Consider the following 16,989-nt stretch of genomic DNA (forward strand, 5'->3'; position numbering starts at 1 on the left):
GATAAATAGCCCCAAAATAGATGAATAAATGGGGCTTTTTATTTAAGGTTACATCGCTTTTGTTTTAACAAACGCAATAGTTAAAAACGATTTCTTACCGATATACCATAGGAGCGAGGTGCGCCTGGGTAGGCCATCAGTTTTCCTTCTTGCACTGGCACATCAAAACCACTTCTAGCGATATATTCTTCATCCAAAAGGTTTCGAGCCCATACAATAATTTCGGTGTCCCATTCCTCAAGCTGAAGTGAAAGTCGTGCATTAATAATCTCGTATGAACCAGACTGTTTATAGGGGTCGTTGGAATCATCCAAATATACTTCCCCTGTATACTGATAATCTGCGCTTATTGTGGCGTCGTAACTCGCTACTAAAAAATGATGGTTTAGCATAATTGAAAGGCTATTTTGAGGCTCAAAACCCACTCTGTCACCGTCTCGTGCACAATACGGGTCGGTAGGTGACGCTCGGCCCGGATCGTCAATGCCCGTATGCCATGAATAGGCTACCCAACATGTGCCTTGTTTGAAGGTATCAAAATTGGCTAACGTTCGTGAAGCATTGATCTGAAGCTCGGTGTTTGCACTCATTAACCAAGTGGTTTCAAGCTCCAACCCTTTCACATGAATGTCGCCTGCGTTTTGCAAGTTAAATCCCGTACCCGTGAAAGTAGTGGCTTGAAAGTCTTTAATGGTTGAATAATGCGCCGCTACATTTACCCGCACACCATAGTTAGGCCAATCCTGTTTTAATCCTATTTCTGCACTACGCGCTTTTTCGGCTTCAAAAGTGGCATCTAACGACGGTGAAATACGATCGGTATTAGTACCGCCTGCCTTATAGCCTGTGGCCAAACTGGTATACATTAGTTGGTTTTTACCGGCCTGATAGGCAAGCTTTAACGTGCCCGTTAACTGGCTATCATCTATTGCTTCGTTTAGGTCAGGTCGGGGGAGCACTGCGGATGAACCTAAGAAAAAATACCCCCATCCAGCTTGCTGAAAAGGCGCTAGGGCACTTAGTGAAGTTGGACTAATTGCAGTACCTGTACTTAGCGCTACGCCTATTTCATTTAACGCTGTTATCGCGGCACCTATGTTAGGTCTATTGTCGGGTAAGCCATCAATATCTGGGCCTTGTTCAGTGTACCGACCTTCTATCGACTTCTTTTCGTCGGTAAAACGCAGGCCGGTGGTCAACGTAAGCGTATCTGTAAGTAGCCAGTCAGTTTGGGCAAAAAGGGCAATACTGTCTTGTTCTTGATTTGCCGTGTGCTCAAATACGGTATTGCTGGGTGCTGCCACCCCAGAAGGGGCAATTAGCCCGCCTGTGGACGCACTGAGTCCATCAATCGCATTTGCTAAAGGAAGTAATTCAGCCCCTGCAATGCTAAAAAAGCTATCGAAAGCCGACTGTGTCGTGGTGTTAAAGGTTAGATCTAAATTTTGACTAAAGTAATAGGCTCCCACAAGGCCACGAATTTTATCGCTTTTATAATGCAGTCTTAATTCTTGAGAGAAAGACTGTTGTTTTGCGTCGTTAGTGGCAGTTAACAGATCCGCATCTGAAAAATCAGTATCTACAATATCTATGCTGTCAAAGGCGCGATAAGCCGTAATACCTACCAAAGACCATTGCTCATTAAGGGCTACCTCAATTTGCCCCGAAACGCCTTTATCTTCCATTTTTGAAATAGGGGGTTGGGACAACGACGTGGTGAAATCGAAGAAATCGTCATTACTGTAAATGGTGGCGTTAAAGGTGGACTGAGATAACAACGCATCGGTGCCAAATTTACCAGGAATGTCATTTGCCTGAAAATTATTTTGCCAAGTAAGTGCACCGCAACAACGCTCATTTAATTCACCGTAATCGGCGATAATGCGAACGCTCACGCTTTTTGTTGGCGTATAAAGCCACTGAGCCTTTATGGCTGAGCGGTTTTTGTTATTTAAACTTTGCCCAGAAGTGGCATCGGTAATATAGCCATCACCATCGGTTTTAAAGCCTGAAATACGCATGGCTAATATATCATCAACCAACGAGAACGAAGCACCAGCGCTTACCCTTAATAATGAATCATTACCCGCCAATACTTCTACAAATCCGTCAGTATCAGTATGACTTGGCGCCACAGAGGTAAGCGTCATTGCACCTGCTGCAGTATTTTTACCAAATAGGGTGCCTTGGGGGCCGCGCAGTACTTCGATAGCAGCAATATCAACTAAATCGTTGATAAGGGCATTTTGCCGTGAACGATAAACCCCGTCCACATATAAGCCCACAGAAGATTCGAAGCCGAAATTTTGTGATGATGTGCCAATACCGCGGATGGAAAACCCTGAATTAGTCACGCTTTGATTTTGAAACGCACCAAATGCAGGCACATAGTTTTGCAAATCAAAGACGTCTTTCACCACGGTTTCAATTAAATCGTCGCCGGAAAGGGCGGTCACGGCAACAGGGACTTCCTGTAAATTTTGTGACGTTTTTTGTGCCTGAACGGTGATATGCTCTAAGGCGCTATCTTGGCTGTAAGCAAGTGAAGGTGTGCAACTCGCCGCAATACCTAATGAGACACCTAGTGCGACGAGAGTGTGCTTGGGCAGCAATTTTTTCATTTTTTATTTTACCTGACATCTAACCCATTTCAAACGAATAGCGTCGTTTGACTACAGCTAGAACCTTAGCAGTAATTTTACGCTTTGCATCATTGTGCAAAAAATAACGTAACAACTTAGTGTTGCAGTAATTTTAAGCCGCTGCAACGATGGTAGAAATAAACCCAAAACCAACAGCTTCAACGTCATTGGGGCGTGTGCAGTCGCCTTTACTCCCCATAGCCTAACATGATGTATTCCCATTCAAAATATCAATTAAACTTATGGTGCTACTTTTCTTACCATGGTTAACATAATGATAACATCAGAGAGTAGTATGACTGACATCTATCTAGTACGCCACGGACAAGCATCTTTTGGCGCAGCAAACTACGACAAGCTCAGCGATTTAGGCGCGCAGCAGTCACAGTGGCTCGGGCACTATTTCAAGCAGCGTGATATTACTTTCGATAGCGTTTTTATGGGTGACATGGTGCGCCACAGAGAAACCGCCGAAGGTATTGCCAAAGGAATAGGTTCTTTACCTGAAGCGAACATCAACAGCGAACTGAACGAATTTAATTTTCAGGCTGTGGCAACAGCGTTTTTAACCCGATATCCAGATCAAAAAGTGCCAGAAGGTGCGTCTCGGGCAGAATATTACCGGTTGCTTAAAAAAGCCATGCTGGCATGGGCAGCTGATGAACTCGTCCATAACTTATTGGATGAGAGTTGGGCAGGCTTCGAAGATAGGGTTGCTACTATGCTGGGCGCGCTTCAAACCACAGAAGCTAAGCGAGTCTTAGTAGTGAGTTCAGGTGGTGCAATTGCCATGATGTTAAAACACATACTCGGATACGACGCTTCAACGGTTATTAACATGAACTTGCAGATCAGAAATGCGAGTTTTTCTCAGTGCTTCGCGAATACTCGTGGCGTGCATTTGAACAATTTCAACAGCGTACCACATTTAGATGTTGTGGATAGATTGCACGCTGTGACATACAGCTAACCAGCGCTATTAGCGGATAAGGACAGTTATGAACTTTGAATATAATGAAAGAACACAAACGCTTTTAAAGCAATTAAGAGCCTTCATGCAAGAAGAAGTGTATCCAATTGAAAAGGAATATGTTCACGCGGTAGAAAATGGTGAAAATCGTTGGCAAACCCCCGATATGATGCAAACCCTCAAGCAACGCGCTAAAGACGCGGGCCTGTGGAACCTTTTCCTACCTGAGGAATACAAGCCTTATGGCGCTGGATTATCAAATGCTGAATATGCCCCTTTGTGTGAAGAGATGGGACGGGTGCTGTTTAGCTCAGAAATTTTCAATTGCAGCGCGCCTGATACAGGCAACATGGAAGTATTGGCGAAATACGGAAATGAAGAGCAGAAAAAGCAATGGTTAGAGCCACTGCTTAATGGCGAAATTCGTTCTGCCTTTGCCATGACCGAGCCAGCAGTTGCTTCAAGTGATGCGACTAACATTGAAACCTCAATTACCCGAGATGGCGATGAATACGTCATCAACGGGCGCAAATGGTACACCAGTGGTGCTATGAACGAAAATTGCAAAATCATGGTGGTCATGGGTAAAACCGATTTTGAAGCTGCTCGTCATCAGCAACAGTCACAAATTTTAGTGCCAATGGATACGAAAGGGGTCACCATTGTGCGCCCAATGGCCGCAATGGGTTATTTTGATGAACCTGTAGGGCATGCTGAAGTTTTGTTCGATAACGTACGTGTTCCAGTAAGTAACTTATTACTCGGTGAAGGTCGCGGTTTTGAAATAGCGCAAGGTCGCTTAGGCCCTGGCCGTATTCATCATTGCATGCGTTTAATTGGCTGTGCCCAGCGCGCCTTAGATTTAGCCTGCGAGCGAGTAGAACAGCGAGTAGCGTTTGGTAAGCCACTTAGCAAACAGCAGTCTGTGCGAGAAAGTATTGCACAAATGCATTGTGATATTGAGCAAGCGCGCTTACTAACGCTGAAGGCTGCCGACAAGATGGACAGATACGGCAATAAGGTCTCTCGAGATATTATTGCTGCTATTAAAATTGTTGCACCCAAAATGGCCTGTAAGGTTATTGACGAAGCTATTCAAATGCATGGCGCTGCCGGTACAAGTCAAGACTACGCCTTGTCAGCCATGTACGCGTATGCCAGAACCATTCGTCTAGCCGATGGACCAGACCAAGTGCACATGATGCAACTAGGTCGCAATCTGATTGCCGAAAAGAACGCTTAAGGAGTATCTGTGGCTACGCACACGCTAGATATAGACACGTTAAATCGCTACTTAAATAAGGCGTGCCCAGAAATAGGCACGGTATTGTCGGCAGAGAAATTCTCAGGTGGGCAATCTAACCCTACGTTTAAACTAAATGCTGATTCTGGCGTTTACGTGCTGCGTCGCCAACCGCCGGGGAAACTGCTTAAGTCTGCCCATGCGGTTGACCGCGAGTATCGCGTTATCAATGCGCTAAGTAATACAGAAGTACCTGTGCCTAAGGTTTATCACTTGTGTGAAGATGCCGACATCATTGGCAGTATGTTTTACATTATGGCCTACGTTGAAGGCACCATTTATTGGAACAGCGCTTTACCGGAAGTAGAGAGCCCGAAAACTCGGGGCGCTATGTACGATGAAATGAACCGCGTGCTGGCAGTGATGCACAGTGTTGATATTGAAGCCGCTGGGTTAACAAGTTACGGCAAGCCAGGAAGTTACTTTTCTCGCCAGTTAAGCCGGTGGACTCAGCAATACCGTGCTTCTGAGCTTGAGCATGTAGAAGACATTGAGCAGCTTATTACTTATTTAGAAGAAAACTTGCCTGAAGATGATGGGCAAATAGCCTTGGTTCATGGCGATTTTAGGTTAGATAATATGATGTTTGATATGTCTAACCTTGATGCACCTAAAGTCATTGCGGTGCTTGATTGGGAGCTGTCTACCTTAGGGCACCCGTATGCCGATTTAGCCTATCAATGCATGCAGCTGCGTTTACCGAGTGACATTGCCCACGCTTCCGGTTTGGGTGGATTAGACCGAGACGCGTTAGGAATTCCTAGTGAAGAAGAATATGTAGATGCATATTGCAAGCGACGGGGTATCGACAAAATAGACAACTGGACGTTTTACCTCGCGTTTAGTTTTTTCCGTTTAGCAGCCATCCTGCAAGGGGTAGTAAAGCGTGCACATGATGGAAACGCATCAAGCGACAAGGCAATGCAGTTAGGTGCTATGGTGCGCCCTCTGGCACAAATTGCGAATAAAACGATTCATCAAAACAGCTAAACCACCGCGCTCATTAATAAGCAAGCGGTAGGCAAAGAAACGAATTATTAGGAGTGGCTATGAAAGCGATTGTATGTGAAGCATTCGGACCAATAGACGATTTAAAATGCAAAGAAATTGATGACCCAATAGTTAAGCCAGGTCACGTAGTCGTTAACGTAGAAGCGGCTGGTGTAAATTTCCCTGATGGGCTACTTGTACAAGGTTTATATCAAATGAAACCGCCATGCCCCTTTGTGCCAGGAAATGAAGTGGCTGGTGTGGTAGCCGAAGTGGGTGAAGGCGTAAAGCATATTAGTGTAGGCCAGCGCGTTATTGCATTATCTAATCTTGGTGGCTTTGCCGAAAAAGTACTGGTACCTGCTACGCATGTTATGCCACTACCGGATCCTATCGATGTGAAAGAAGGAGCAGCATTAGTGACTGCCCATGCTACTGCCCATCATGCACTAAAACAGCGTGCTAAAATTCAACCGGGTGAAACGCTTGTAGTGACGGGGGCGGCTGGTGGTACTGGCTTAGCGGCAGTGCAAATTGGTAAAGAAATGGGGGCAAGGGTTATAGCCGTTTGTTCTACCGAAGAAAAGCTTGCATTAGCCAAAGAGCATGGCGCAGATATACTTATTAATTACAAAGAAAAGAACTTAAAAGATGCTATTAAAGAAGCCACCGACGGCAAAGGCGCCGATGTGGTTTACGAATGCGTTGGTGGCGACACATTCCACGCTTGTAGCCGCAGTATGGCGTGGGAAGGGCGATTGCTTGTAGTTGGCTTTGCAGGCGGTGAAATTCCTCAATTCCCTGTGAACTTATCGTTAGTAAAAGGCTACTCGGTAGTAGGCGTATTTTGGGGTTCGTTTACGCAGCACGATCCAAAAGGGTTTGCTGCTAACATGCAAGAGCTTTTAACCTGGTATGTGCAAGGTAAAGTGAAAGTAGTGGTAGATGAGGCCTTACCTATGGAGCGTGCCACTGAAGCCATGGCTAAAGTGATGAACCGTGAAGTAAAAGGTAAAATGGTTATTACGCCGTAGCTTTTAAAAGAGCATCTTAAAATAAGCTCTTAAATTAACCTCTTCAGAGAACAGCCCAAAAGGCACAATAGTTAAAGCGTAAAAGCATGGCTAACCAAAGGGGATTATTCCACTAGGTGCCATGCTTTTTTATTGCCTAAGTTTTTCTAAGCTCAGTAATATGTAATAGTTCGCCGCTTGGCCCCCATAGATAAAATACCTTCCCCCACGTTTCTATAGAAACATCCGAAATTTTAAGCTTATCGGTAGCTTTTTTACATAATGAATGTGCTGTTTCAATATCCAGTACACAAACCTGCAGCATAAAGTTTTTCGCCAAATCTTCACGGTAGAAGTTTTGTAAAAAAAATTGGCAATCGCCATTTTCAAATAAGGTTAACGCATCGGAAACAAATTCACCTTTAAAGCCAATTTGGGAGTAAAACCGTTTCGATACTTCGTAATCTTTACTGGGAATGAATACTTTAATGTGGTCAACGTCCATGCCTATCTCCAACCAATGTCTAACGGACTTTTAGCAGTATTGTGGCATACTTACGACATAGAGTATAAGCGGGTTAGTGCAGACAAGTTAACGACGTTTATTTGGCAACGCATTGAGTGGTTGGCTATAAAAGGTACATGTTAATAGGCTTGAATAAGCTGATGTAGAAATAGGTAGCTAGAGCTAGAAACCGGGCGGCTAATACTTACTGACATGTTAGCATTTACCGGCAATGACTGGTATTAACAGGTAATTACTCGGCTACAACAATACCCTGTGGTAACGCAGTATGTAGCAGGCGCGTAGCGTTAGAAGCAGAAGGCTTTTGTGTTGAAACAGAAATCAAACGTTTAAGCACAAAAGAAGAAGACTGGCTTCGTACTTTTTTTACCATTACTGGCGAATTTTGAGCAGAGTTTACATGTTGAAAGCCAGATGTTTGCACTGACGAAGACGTTGCGTATTGCGTTGACAGTTCGTTAGCGAAACCGTTCGAAGATAGGCCCAAACCAACAACAACGCTGCTTACAGTAATGAAGTGTCTTAGTGTCATTTTCATAAGTGCTCTCAGTGTATAGTCTCTAAACGTATACTGTGGTTGGGTAAAAAGTCAGAAGCGACTAACAAGTCGCTTCGTCCGAAGGTTTTGTTTGTTCCCCTTCATTACAACTAAAGTCGCACTAAAACAAAACATCACCATTTATACTAAGGTATGAAATCTAATACTTTTGGATGCCCGTCCAAACCATCAACAGGCATCAACCAAGGTTCTACCAAGCAGTTACGCCGCCATCTACCGCGACAGTTTGTCCATTCATGTAGCTGTTACCGGGTGATAACATGAGGATCATGGCATTCACAATTTCTTGAGGCTCGCCTAAGCGTTTCATTGGGCTTCCCATGCCAAGCTGAGTTTGTGCCTCTTTAGTGTTGTAACCATCCACGTTTAATATATTGGTAGGGCTGTAAAAAGGGCACACCGCATTTACGCGTACATTCTTGCGACCGTATTCAACAGCGGCAGTTCGGGTCACGCCGGCAACTGCATGTTTGGCGGCGGCATACGCGCCACCTTTTGGGGCGCCACCCAAGCCGGCTAGGGAACTAACGTTTAATATATGTCCTTGCTTCTGCGATAACATTTGTGGAAGTTGGTACTTCATGCCAAACATCACGCCTTTTACGTTTACAGCAAACTGAAGGTCTATTATCTCTTCGGTCATTTCATGCATGGGGGCAGGTACATGAGCGATACCCGCATTGTTGATGGCGATATCTAGGCGACCAAACTTCTCTTTTGCCAACGCCACCAAAGCTTTGTTTAATTCTTCACTGGCAATATCGCCTGCTTTCGTTACTACATCGGTATAGCTTGCAACGTCAGCGCGACATGACGCTAAGTTTTCTTCGTTAATATCCGATAGCACCAGCTTGGCACCTCGGCTTCCTAAGCCTTCTGCTAATAAGCGGCCAAAACCGCTGCCCGCGCCGGTGATCAATATCACTTTGTCGCTAAAATCTAACAATGTATCCATGGTGGTTCCTTAAGCTTGTCCAGTTGCATTAATAAAAGTGATAAGAAGATCGGCCAATTCAGGGCCTTTATCTTCTTGTACGAAATGTCCGCCTTTCACTACCGTGGTGTGCTGCACGCCACGACAGCCAGGTATCAACGACTGCATTAGCTTGTCACCTCCAGCGGTTACTGGGTCGCTGTCACTGAATGCGGTCATAAATGGCGTATTAAATTGTTTTAACCTTTCCCAGGCATCTCGGTTTGCTTGGGTTTGTGGATCATCAGGTGTGGCGGGCACTAATAACGGAAACTGTCGGGCCCCTTCTTTATATTCTTCAAGGGGGAAGGGGGCGTCGTATGCATCTAATACTTCCTGAGAAAGCGTAGTTACCGTTCCGCCTTTAATCACACCAGAAACTGGAAATACAGGGACATCTTGCGAGAAGCGTCGCCAGTTCAAGAATGCCTCAGAGGGCTTGTGCTCACCGGTAGGTAAAAAGGTATTAGATGCCATGACGCCAGCAAAGCGGTCGGGCATGTCGGCTACCAGCCTTAAGCCTAGCAATCCCCCCCAGTCTTGGCAGAAAAGCGTTACCTTTCCTTCAACGGTTTGATTAAACCAGTCTTTAAGCCAGATAAGGTGGCGGGCATAGGTGTAATCTTCTCGTCTGGTGGGCTTGTCTGAACGGCCAAAGCCGATGAGATCAGGTACAAGCACATTAAAACCTGCATCAGCTAATATCGGAATCATGGTGCGATAAAGGTAGCCCCAAGAAGGCTCGCCATGTAGAAGAAGAATAGTGTGGCCATCTTCAGGACCGCACTGATAGTAAGCCATGGCTATTTCGCCACTTACCGTATCGGTAACGTTTACATACCTCGGCTTATAGGGAAAATCTGTAATAGAAGAGAATGCACTTTCAGGGGTTTTTAAGACTTGCATACTTGCCCACCTCAAATGTAAATAACATGTAACTAATTATTGTGTTAGTTAACAAAAACACTAGTGAGGTAATCTGTCAAATCTTCCTTATGCCCTATTTAATATGCGCTCAAGGGGAGTTGGGCACAAATAAAGGGGTTGCTGTCCATATTAAATATTGTGATGAATGTCTATAACACCAATAAACTTGGATGATTGACAACACTGCAATAACATCCAGTTAACGTGAATAACAGGATACCGTTATGACAGAGATGGAAAACAAGGCAGTGGACTACACAGTCCAACAGGGCGTAGCAACTATTACCATGCAAAGTGCGCCAGTAAACGCGCTTTCTCGCGCAGTACGAGTTGGGCTGATAGATGGCATCGAAAGCGCATTAAGCGACGACAGCGTTAGTGCTATTGTAATCACTTCTTCACTCGCTTTATTTTCAGGCGGCGCTGATATTAGTGAATTCTCCGGAGGCGATTTATCGCCAAACCTTCCTGAAGTACTCGATAAAATTGAAAATGCGACTAAACCAGTAGTGGCTGTTTTGCCAGGGCCTGCGTTTGGTGGCGGATTAGAAGTCGCGCTAGCGTGTCATCACAGAATTACCTTTGCTGGAAACCAAGTGGGCCTTCCAGAAGTTAACTTAGGTATATTGCCAGGCGCGGGTGGAACGCAGCGTTTACCGCGTTTAGCCGATCCTGCTACCGCGCTAACTATGATTGTTACGGGTAAGCCTACTTCGGTAGTAAAGCTTCCAGGTGTATTCGACAAAATTTCCGACAAGCCTGAGCATTTGCTGGAAGACACGAAACAATACTTAGCGTCACTTAATGCTGAAAATGGTATTAAACGTACCAGTGACATTACCCTGACTATGTCTGAAGAAGTGCAGGGTGTATTTGACGCTGTTACCGCACAAACGAAAAAAGCAGCCCGTGGCTTTTTTGCCCCCTTAAAATGCATTGAAGCGGTAAAAGGCGCATATACATTAGCCTTTGAAGATGGCCTTAAGCACGAAGGTAAATTGTTCATGGAATGCATGAACACCCCACAAGCCCGTGCACAACAGCATTTCTTCTTTGCCGAGCGAGCAGCGGGTCACGTGAGTGATTTCGACAAGAGCACGCCAGAGCGCAGTATTGAAAAAGTCGCGGTTATTGGTGCTGGCACCATGGGTGGCGGTATCGCCATGAACTTTGCGAACGCGGGTATTCCAGTCACTATGCTAGAGCTTAAGCAAGAAGCGCTAGATAAAGGCTTGGCGCTTATTCGTAAAAATTATGAAAACTCAGCCAAAAAAGGCAAGTTAACCCAAGAGCAAGTGGAAACACGTATGGCGCTGTTAAGCGGCACCACAACGTATGACGACCTAGCTGATGTAGATCTTGTTATTGAAGCTGTATTTGAAAAAATGGAAGTGAAGAAAACCGTTTTCACTACCTTAGATAAAGTCTGTAAGCCAGGGGCTATTTTAGCGTCTAACACGTCTACCCTTGATGTGAATGAAATTGCCGCGTGTACCTCACGTCCACAAGATGTTATCGGTCTTCACTTCTTCTCGCCAGCTAACGTTATGAAGTTGCTTGAAGTGGTTAAAGCTGAAGATACGTCGGCTGACGTTATCAAAACCTGTATGAAATTAGCCAAGCGCATTAAGAAGGTAGCGGTATTGGTTGGCGTATGTTTCGGTTTTGTTGGCAACCGCATGATTGAACCTTATGGCCGTGAAGCTAACCGTTTATTGCTTGAAGGCGCAAGCCCTGAGCAAGTCGATCGCGTGCTTACACAATTCGGTATGCCTATGGGGCCATTCACTATGGGTGACATGGCAGGATTAGACATTGGTTACTACGTACGCCAGTCTCGCCAAGCCTTTATTTCACATGACCCTACATACGGTGCTGTGGCAGACCGTTTAGTTGAGAAAGATCGTAACGGTCTTAAAACGGGCAGGGGTGCTTATCTTTATGAAGCTGGCAGCCGTGTTCCCATTCCAGACCCTGAAGTACTAGAAATTGCTAAACAAGAAGCTGCTCGCCTAGGGGTTACGCAGCGCGATGACATAAGCGATGAAGAAATTTTGGTGCGTTGTCTATACACCCTAATTAATGAAGGCGCATGTATTCTTGAAGAAGGCATAGCGGCTAAGTCTAGCGATATCGATGTTATCTATGTCTATGGCTATGGCTTCCCAGTTTATCGTGGCGGTCCTATGCAGTATGCCGATGAAGTTGGCCTTGGGGAAATCGTCGATAAGCTATCTACCTACGCTGAAAGACTGGGTGACTACGGAAAAATGTGGTTACAACCAAGCGACCTATTAATCAAGCTAGCGCAAGAGCGCAGTAGCTTCGCAAAATTTAAAAACTAAGGAGTACGCTATGCGCGATGCAGTAATAGTAAGTACCGCAAGAACGCCTATTGGCCGTGCCTACAAAGGCGCACTTAATAATTTACCTGCCCCTACATTAGGTGGTCATGCTATTCGTAACGCCGTACAACGTGCCGGTGTCGATCCTGCCAGTATCGACGATGTGATCATGGGCGCTGCCCTAACGCAAGGCAGCGGCGGCATGAACATCGGTCGTCTAGCTGCATTGGCAGGCGATTTGCCCGTTACTGTTGCAGGTATGACGTTAGACAGACAATGTAGCTCTGGTATGTATGCCATTGCTAATGCCGCAAACAGTATTCGCACTGGCGACACCAATATTATGGTAGCTGGTGGATTAGATTCTATTTCTTTGGTTCAAACCAAAGCCATGAACATGTCTCGCGCGGTAGACCCACAATTAGTGGCAAAGCATAAGAGCATTTATATGCCTATGCTGCAAACTGCTGAGGTTGTGGCACAGCGTTACGGTATTAGTCGCGATGTACAAGATGAATACGCTTATCAAAGCCAAATGCGCACAGCGGCTGGTCAAGAAGCGGGTAAGTTTGACGACGAAATTGTGCCAATTACGGCCACTAAAGCCATTTTCAATAAAGAAACTGGCGAGACAAGCGAGCAGGAAGTCACGTTGTCGAAAGACGAAGGTAACCGCCCTGAAACCCAGCTTGAAGGTTTGCGTTCATTGAACCCTGTGATTGAAGGCGGGTGTATTACTGCGGGTAATGCGAGTCAACTGTCTGATGGTGCAAGTGCTACTGTCATTATGGATGAGCATTCTGCCGCTAAAGGCCAAGCGCAACCATTAGGTATTTACCGTGGTATTGCGGTAGCAGGTTGTGAGCCAGATGAAATGGGTATCGGCCCAGTGTTTGCCATTCCTAAGCTATTAAAGCAACACGGTTTAACCATGGACGATATTGGTTTGTGGGAATTGAATGAAGCCTTCGCAGTGCAAGTGCTTTATTGCCGCGATAAGCTGGGTATTCCTGATGAATTATTAAACGTAAACGGTGGTGCTATTTCAATTGGTCATCCTTACGGAATGAGTGGCGCACGTATGGTGGGTCATGCATTAATCGAGGGCAAACGACGTGGTGCGAAATACGTTGTTTGTACTATGTGTATTGGCGGCGGTATGGGTGCTGCTGGTTTATTTGAAGTTATATAGGTATTTGGTATGGAAGGTTATAAAGCTCCACAACGCGACGCCATGTTTGTTACACATGAGCTATTAAACTATCAAGAACATTATCAAAAGCTTGGCTTTGATGAAGCATCAGAAGATTTAGTATCGGCTATCTTCTCTGAAGCGGCTAAGTTTTCTGAAAACAGCCTTGCACCTATCAATATGTCGGGTGATGAAGAAGGATGTAAGTGGGTCGACGGTGAAGTCACTACGCCTGCTGGCTTTAAAGAAGCTTATCAGCAATATGTTGAAGGCGGCTGGCCAAGTATGTCGCATCCTGAAGAGTTTGGTGGTCAAGCATTACCTTATTCACTTTCTTCTATTATTGCTGAATGGTTCTCGGGTGCTAACCACTCATGGGCTATGTACCCTGGCTTAAGCCAAGGGTGTATGGAAACCATAAAAGCGCACGGAACTGAAACACTTCAAAACCAATATTTACCGAAGCTTATTAGCGGTGAATGGACAGGTACCATGTGCTTAACAGAAGCGCATTGTGGCTCAGATCTGGGCATGCTTAAATGCCGCGCAGAACCACAAGACGATGGCAGCTACAGCTTAACGGGTACGAAGATTTTCATTTCAGCCGGTGAGCACGATATGTCTGAAAATATCGTTCACATTGTACTTGCTCGTTTGCCTGGCGCGCCAGAAGGCACAAAAGGTATTTCGTTATTTGTAGTACCTAAGTTCAACGTGTCTGATGAAGGCGAAAAGCTAGATCGCAACGGCGTTGCGTGTGGCAGTATTGAACACAAGATGGGCATTAAAGCCAGTGCAACCTGTGTGATCAACTTCGACGGTGCGAAAGGCTTCTTGATTGGCCAACCTAATCGCGGCCTTAACTGCATGTTCACCTTTATGAACACTGCGCGAATCGGTACTGGTCTTGAAGGCTTAGCTGCTTCTGAAGCGTCTTTCCAAGGTGCATTACGTTACGCTAAAGATCGTATTCAATTTCGTTCTTTAACGGGTCGTAAGAACCAAGATGGCCCTGCAGATCCCATTATTGTACATCCTGATGTTCGTCGTATGTTACTTACGCAAAAAGCGTTTGCAGAAGGTAACCGTGCATTAGCTGCTTACTGCATGCAGTTGGTTGATGTGACCCTTTACGGTGATGATGCACAAGAGAAGACACTGGCAGATACTAAGCTTGCGTTCTTAACACCGATTGTTAAAGCCTTCTTGACAGAAACAGCGCAAGAAAGCACTAGCTACGGTATGCAGGTGTACGGTGGGCATGGTTTCATCAAAGAATGGGGCATGGAGCAGTTAGCACGTGATACGCGAATTTGTACTATGTACGAAGGGACTACAGGTATTCAAGCCATCGATTTATTAGGCCGTAAAGTGATGGGCTCTAATGGCGAATTGCTCAATGTATTTGTGCAAGAAGTGCGTGAATATTGCGAATCGCTTCGCGGTAAAGCGCAGTTCAGTGCATGGACTAATGCATTAACGTCTCATTTAGATGAGTGGCAGCAACTTACCATGAATATTGGTAAAGCAGCAGCGTCTAATCCTGATGAGATTGGTGCCGCGTCGGTGGATTACCTTATGTACTCAGGCTATGTGACAGTCGCTTATTTCTGGTTGAAAATGGCCGTTAAAGCACAAGAGCAACTTGATGCAGGTAGTACTGAGACCGAGTTCTATAAGAGTAAAATCTTAACTACTGGTTTCTATTTCGATCGCTTACTAACGCGTACCCGTTCACTTGTATCAGCAATGCATTCAGGTGCAGACAACCTTATGTCTATGCCAGAAAGCATGTTTGCTATCGAGTAAACACGATATGTAATGAAATGCCGAGCACCTGCTCGGCATTTTTATCTTTACCGTTTTGCGAAAGGCTAGGTATGCCACTAAACGCAGTAACATCTCACACCATTTCTATTCAAGATCACCGTATATATTATCTAGAAAGAAAAGGGCAAACCTCAAATAGCCCGTTACTTATCTTATTTCATGGATTCCCTGAAAATGCCCATACATGGGAAGCGCTCATCAATGCTTTGCCACCTGATTATCATATTATTGCGCCTGATTTACCGGGCTACCATCAATCAGATCCATTGACAGATAGGAGCGATTACCAAGTTCCTTCCTTGGTTGCTCGTATGAAGGAATTTGTTGAAACAGTTAGCGAAGGTCGAAAAGCGATACTAGTGGGTCACGATTGGGGTGGGGCGATAGCTTGGCCGCTAGCAGCTTTTCAACCTAATTTGTTTACTAAGCTGGTTATTTTAAATGCCGCGCACCCAAGCACTTTCACCCAAGCGCTTAAAACCAGTCGCGCTCAGCGCAAGAAAAGTGAATACATAAAATCGCTAGTGGCAGACGATGCAGAGGCAGTTTTAAAGCAGACCGATTTTGCGTTGCTTAAGGGGATGCTCGGCTCTGCTCTGTTTGACGGAGACATGCCCAAAAACGCGATGTCCAAAAGCGCCATGCCCAAAAATAAAGATCATAAAGCTAGCCCAGATAGCTACGGGCAAAGACTACTTCGTAGTTGGCGCAATACTCCAACATTGTCAGCCATGCTGAACTATTACCGAGAAATGCCACAAATGGCACCCGATGAGCACGCACCTGAAACAGAATTGTCACGCTTACGCGTACCGGTTCTACGCGTCACTTTACCTACATTGGTATTATGGGGGCGTTTAGATGATGCGTTTGATGAAGGTATCTTGAATGGTTTAACAGTGTACGTTCCCGACCTACGAATTGTGTATCACGATACGGCAACACATTGGGTTCACAGAGAGCAAGCGAATTGGGCGGCAAAAGAAATAACTGATTTTGCAACGTAGGATTATTTAAGAAAGTGTGAGAAAAGCGATATGGGAAAAGGGGCGCGGCCCCTCTCGGGGCCACAAGCACGGCATCCTGCCGTTACCATGTTGAACTGCTGTATCTTTACATGGTGCGAAGTATCTTAAAACTAGATACGTTCGTTAAGCTCGCTAGAGATAGGGCTTGATTGAAGACCTTGCTCAGCAATCCACGCTTGAAGTGTTTTACCGTCTGCTTCTGGGTTTTGTAGTTCACGACTTGGCATTTTCTTAACCAAAAGTGTACCTACATCTACCGCGTTGTTTACGATAGCAGTACGGATTAGGCTGTTGCCGTTACACGAAATACCTGAGTAGTAATCATGTAATTTTAATTTGAAATCTGATTGTACACGACGCATCTTTTTACGTAATTCGCCTTTATCGTCTGCTTGAACGATAGTACAGATGTTGGCTAGCGCTTCGTTTACATCGGCTTGTGCTGCGTTAGAGAAAGCTAGAGTAGATGCTGCGATAACTAAAGAAGTTTTAACAATTTTCAACATGGTTAATTTCCTTTCGTATTTAATGTTTAATTTAAAGTTTGTCTGTTCGGTTCGGGAATAATTAAAAACCAAATGGGCAGGTCAGAAAACATGGAAGCAAATAACAGGGTATCCCAAAGTATACCTTATACCAAAGTTGTGGGATGGGAGTTGGGTTCTAGCCCTTTATTTACAAGGTGCCAACC

At 45.1% G+C, this 16,989-nt stretch carries 14 protein-coding genes; 8 read left to right on the top strand and 6 right to left on the bottom strand.

The window, feature by feature from the left end; translation table 11 throughout:
- Positions 1–80: 80 nt before the first annotated feature.
- The gene (locus C7Y69_RS11220; RefSeq protein ID WP_126872756.1) at positions 81–2,621 is read right to left on the bottom strand and encodes a TonB-dependent receptor; all 2,541 of its coding nucleotides are present in this window, start codon (positions 2,619–2,621) and stop codon (positions 81–83) included.
- Positions 2,622–2,937: 316 nt separating this feature from the next.
- On the opposite strand from C7Y69_RS11220, the gene C7Y69_RS11225 reads away from it, so the two are divergent.
- The 4 genes from C7Y69_RS11225 to C7Y69_RS11240 are packed head-to-tail and all read left to right on the top strand — an operon-like array spanning position 2,938 to position 6,939.
- Positions 2,938–3,612 carry a histidine phosphatase family protein gene (locus C7Y69_RS11225; RefSeq protein WP_126872757.1) on the top strand — a complete coding sequence of 225 codons (675 nt, stop codon included), beginning with the start codon at positions 2,938–2,940 and terminating at the stop codon, positions 3,610–3,612.
- 28 nt (positions 3,613–3,640) lie between these two features.
- Positions 3,641–4,855 (top strand): acyl-CoA dehydrogenase family protein, encoded by a 1,215-nt coding sequence (locus C7Y69_RS11230; protein WP_126872758.1) that lies wholly within the window; start codon positions 3,641–3,643, stop codon positions 4,853–4,855.
- 9 nt (positions 4,856–4,864) lie between these two features.
- Complete coding sequence (locus tag C7Y69_RS11235) at positions 4,865–5,905, top strand: phosphotransferase family protein (protein ID WP_126872759.1); 1,041 nt, start codon at positions 4,865–4,867, stop codon at positions 5,903–5,905.
- 59 nt (positions 5,906–5,964) lie between these two features.
- A complete protein-coding gene (locus C7Y69_RS11240; RefSeq protein ID WP_126872760.1) occupies positions 5,965–6,939 on the top strand; it encodes an NADPH:quinone oxidoreductase family protein in 975 nt (324 codons plus the stop codon).
- Between the two features lie 136 nt (positions 6,940–7,075).
- Here the strand turns inward: C7Y69_RS11240 and C7Y69_RS11245 are convergent, their stop codons facing one another.
- The 4 genes from C7Y69_RS11245 to C7Y69_RS11260 form a co-directional block, all read right to left on the bottom strand.
- A complete protein-coding gene (locus tag C7Y69_RS11245) occupies positions 7,076–7,423 on the bottom strand; it encodes a lactoylglutathione lyase (protein ID WP_126872761.1) in 348 nt (115 codons plus the stop codon).
- A gap of 253 nt (positions 7,424–7,676) precedes the next feature.
- Positions 7,677–7,982, bottom strand: coding sequence for a hypothetical protein (locus tag C7Y69_RS11250; RefSeq protein ID WP_126872762.1), 306 nt, complete (start codon positions 7,980–7,982; stop codon positions 7,677–7,679).
- Between the two features lie 211 nt (positions 7,983–8,193).
- Entirely contained in the window at positions 8,194–8,958 is a 765-nt protein-coding gene (locus tag C7Y69_RS11255) for an SDR family NAD(P)-dependent oxidoreductase (RefSeq protein WP_126872763.1), read from the bottom strand.
- Positions 8,959–8,967: 9 nt separating this feature from the next.
- A complete protein-coding gene (locus C7Y69_RS11260) occupies positions 8,968–9,882 on the bottom strand; it encodes a haloalkane dehalogenase (RefSeq protein WP_126872764.1) in 915 nt (304 codons plus the stop codon).
- 245 nt (positions 9,883–10,127) lie between these two features.
- Between C7Y69_RS11260 and C7Y69_RS11265 the strand changes: the two genes are divergently transcribed.
- From C7Y69_RS11265 to C7Y69_RS11280, 4 genes are all read left to right on the top strand, one after another.
- Positions 10,128–12,248, top strand: coding sequence for a 3-hydroxyacyl-CoA dehydrogenase NAD-binding domain-containing protein (locus tag C7Y69_RS11265; RefSeq protein ID WP_126872765.1), 2,121 nt, complete (start codon positions 10,128–10,130; stop codon positions 12,246–12,248).
- 10 nt (positions 12,249–12,258) lie between these two features.
- Complete coding sequence (locus C7Y69_RS11270) at positions 12,259–13,440, top strand: acetyl-CoA C-acyltransferase (protein ID WP_126872766.1); 1,182 nt, start codon at positions 12,259–12,261, stop codon at positions 13,438–13,440.
- Between the two features lie 9 nt (positions 13,441–13,449).
- The gene (locus C7Y69_RS11275) at positions 13,450–15,249 is read left to right on the top strand and encodes an acyl-CoA dehydrogenase C-terminal domain-containing protein (protein WP_013783792.1); all 1,800 of its coding nucleotides are present in this window, start codon (positions 13,450–13,452) and stop codon (positions 15,247–15,249) included.
- A 71-nt stretch (positions 15,250–15,320) separates the two neighbouring features.
- The gene (locus tag C7Y69_RS11280) at positions 15,321–16,277 is read left to right on the top strand and encodes an alpha/beta fold hydrolase (protein ID WP_013783793.1); all 957 of its coding nucleotides are present in this window, start codon (positions 15,321–15,323) and stop codon (positions 16,275–16,277) included.
- A gap of 131 nt (positions 16,278–16,408) precedes the next feature.
- On the opposite strand, the gene C7Y69_RS11285 is transcribed toward C7Y69_RS11280, so the two are convergent.
- Positions 16,409–16,804 (bottom strand): DUF3718 domain-containing protein, encoded by a 396-nt coding sequence (locus C7Y69_RS11285; protein ID WP_013783794.1) that lies wholly within the window; start codon positions 16,802–16,804, stop codon positions 16,409–16,411.
- Between the last annotated feature and the right edge of the window lie 185 nt (positions 16,805–16,989).

The organism is Alteromonas sp. KS69, from assembly GCF_003989595.1.
Lineage (GTDB): Bacteria > Pseudomonadota > Gammaproteobacteria > Enterobacterales > Alteromonadaceae > Alteromonas > Alteromonas naphthalenivorans.

Excerpts from the sequence above, each read along its gene's own strand:
- C7Y69_RS11220 (WP_126872756.1), bottom strand. The coding sequence starts at position 2,621 with ATGAAAAAATTGCTGCCCAAGCACACTCTCGTCGCACTAGGTGTCTCA.
- C7Y69_RS11240 (WP_126872760.1), top strand. The coding sequence starts at position 5,965 with ATGAAAGCGATTGTATGTGAAGCATTCGGACCAATAGACGATTTAAAA.
- C7Y69_RS11280 (WP_013783793.1), top strand. The coding sequence starts at position 15,321 with ATGCCACTAAACGCAGTAACATCTCACACCATTTCTATTCAAGATCAC.
- C7Y69_RS11270 (WP_126872766.1), top strand. The coding sequence starts at position 12,259 with ATGCGCGATGCAGTAATAGTAAGTACCGCAAGAACGCCTATTGGCCGT.
- C7Y69_RS11225 (WP_126872757.1), top strand. The coding sequence starts at position 2,938 with ATGACTGACATCTATCTAGTACGCCACGGACAAGCATCTTTTGGCGCA.
- C7Y69_RS11245 (WP_126872761.1), bottom strand. The coding sequence starts at position 7,423 with ATGGACGTTGACCACATTAAAGTATTCATTCCCAGTAAAGATTACGAA.
- C7Y69_RS11285 (WP_013783794.1), bottom strand. The coding sequence starts at position 16,804 with ATGTTGAAAATTGTTAAAACTTCTTTAGTTATCGCAGCATCTACTCTA.
- C7Y69_RS11250 (WP_126872762.1), bottom strand. The coding sequence starts at position 7,982 with ATGAAAATGACACTAAGACACTTCATTACTGTAAGCAGCGTTGTTGTT.
- C7Y69_RS11275 (WP_013783792.1), top strand. The coding sequence starts at position 13,450 with ATGGAAGGTTATAAAGCTCCACAACGCGACGCCATGTTTGTTACACAT.
- C7Y69_RS11230 (WP_126872758.1), top strand. The coding sequence starts at position 3,641 with ATGAACTTTGAATATAATGAAAGAACACAAACGCTTTTAAAGCAATTA.
- C7Y69_RS11255 (WP_126872763.1), bottom strand. The coding sequence starts at position 8,958 with ATGGATACATTGTTAGATTTTAGCGACAAAGTGATATTGATCACCGGC.
- C7Y69_RS11265 (WP_126872765.1), top strand. The coding sequence starts at position 10,128 with ATGACAGAGATGGAAAACAAGGCAGTGGACTACACAGTCCAACAGGGC.
- C7Y69_RS11260 (WP_126872764.1), bottom strand. The coding sequence starts at position 9,882 with ATGCAAGTCTTAAAAACCCCTGAAAGTGCATTCTCTTCTATTACAGAT.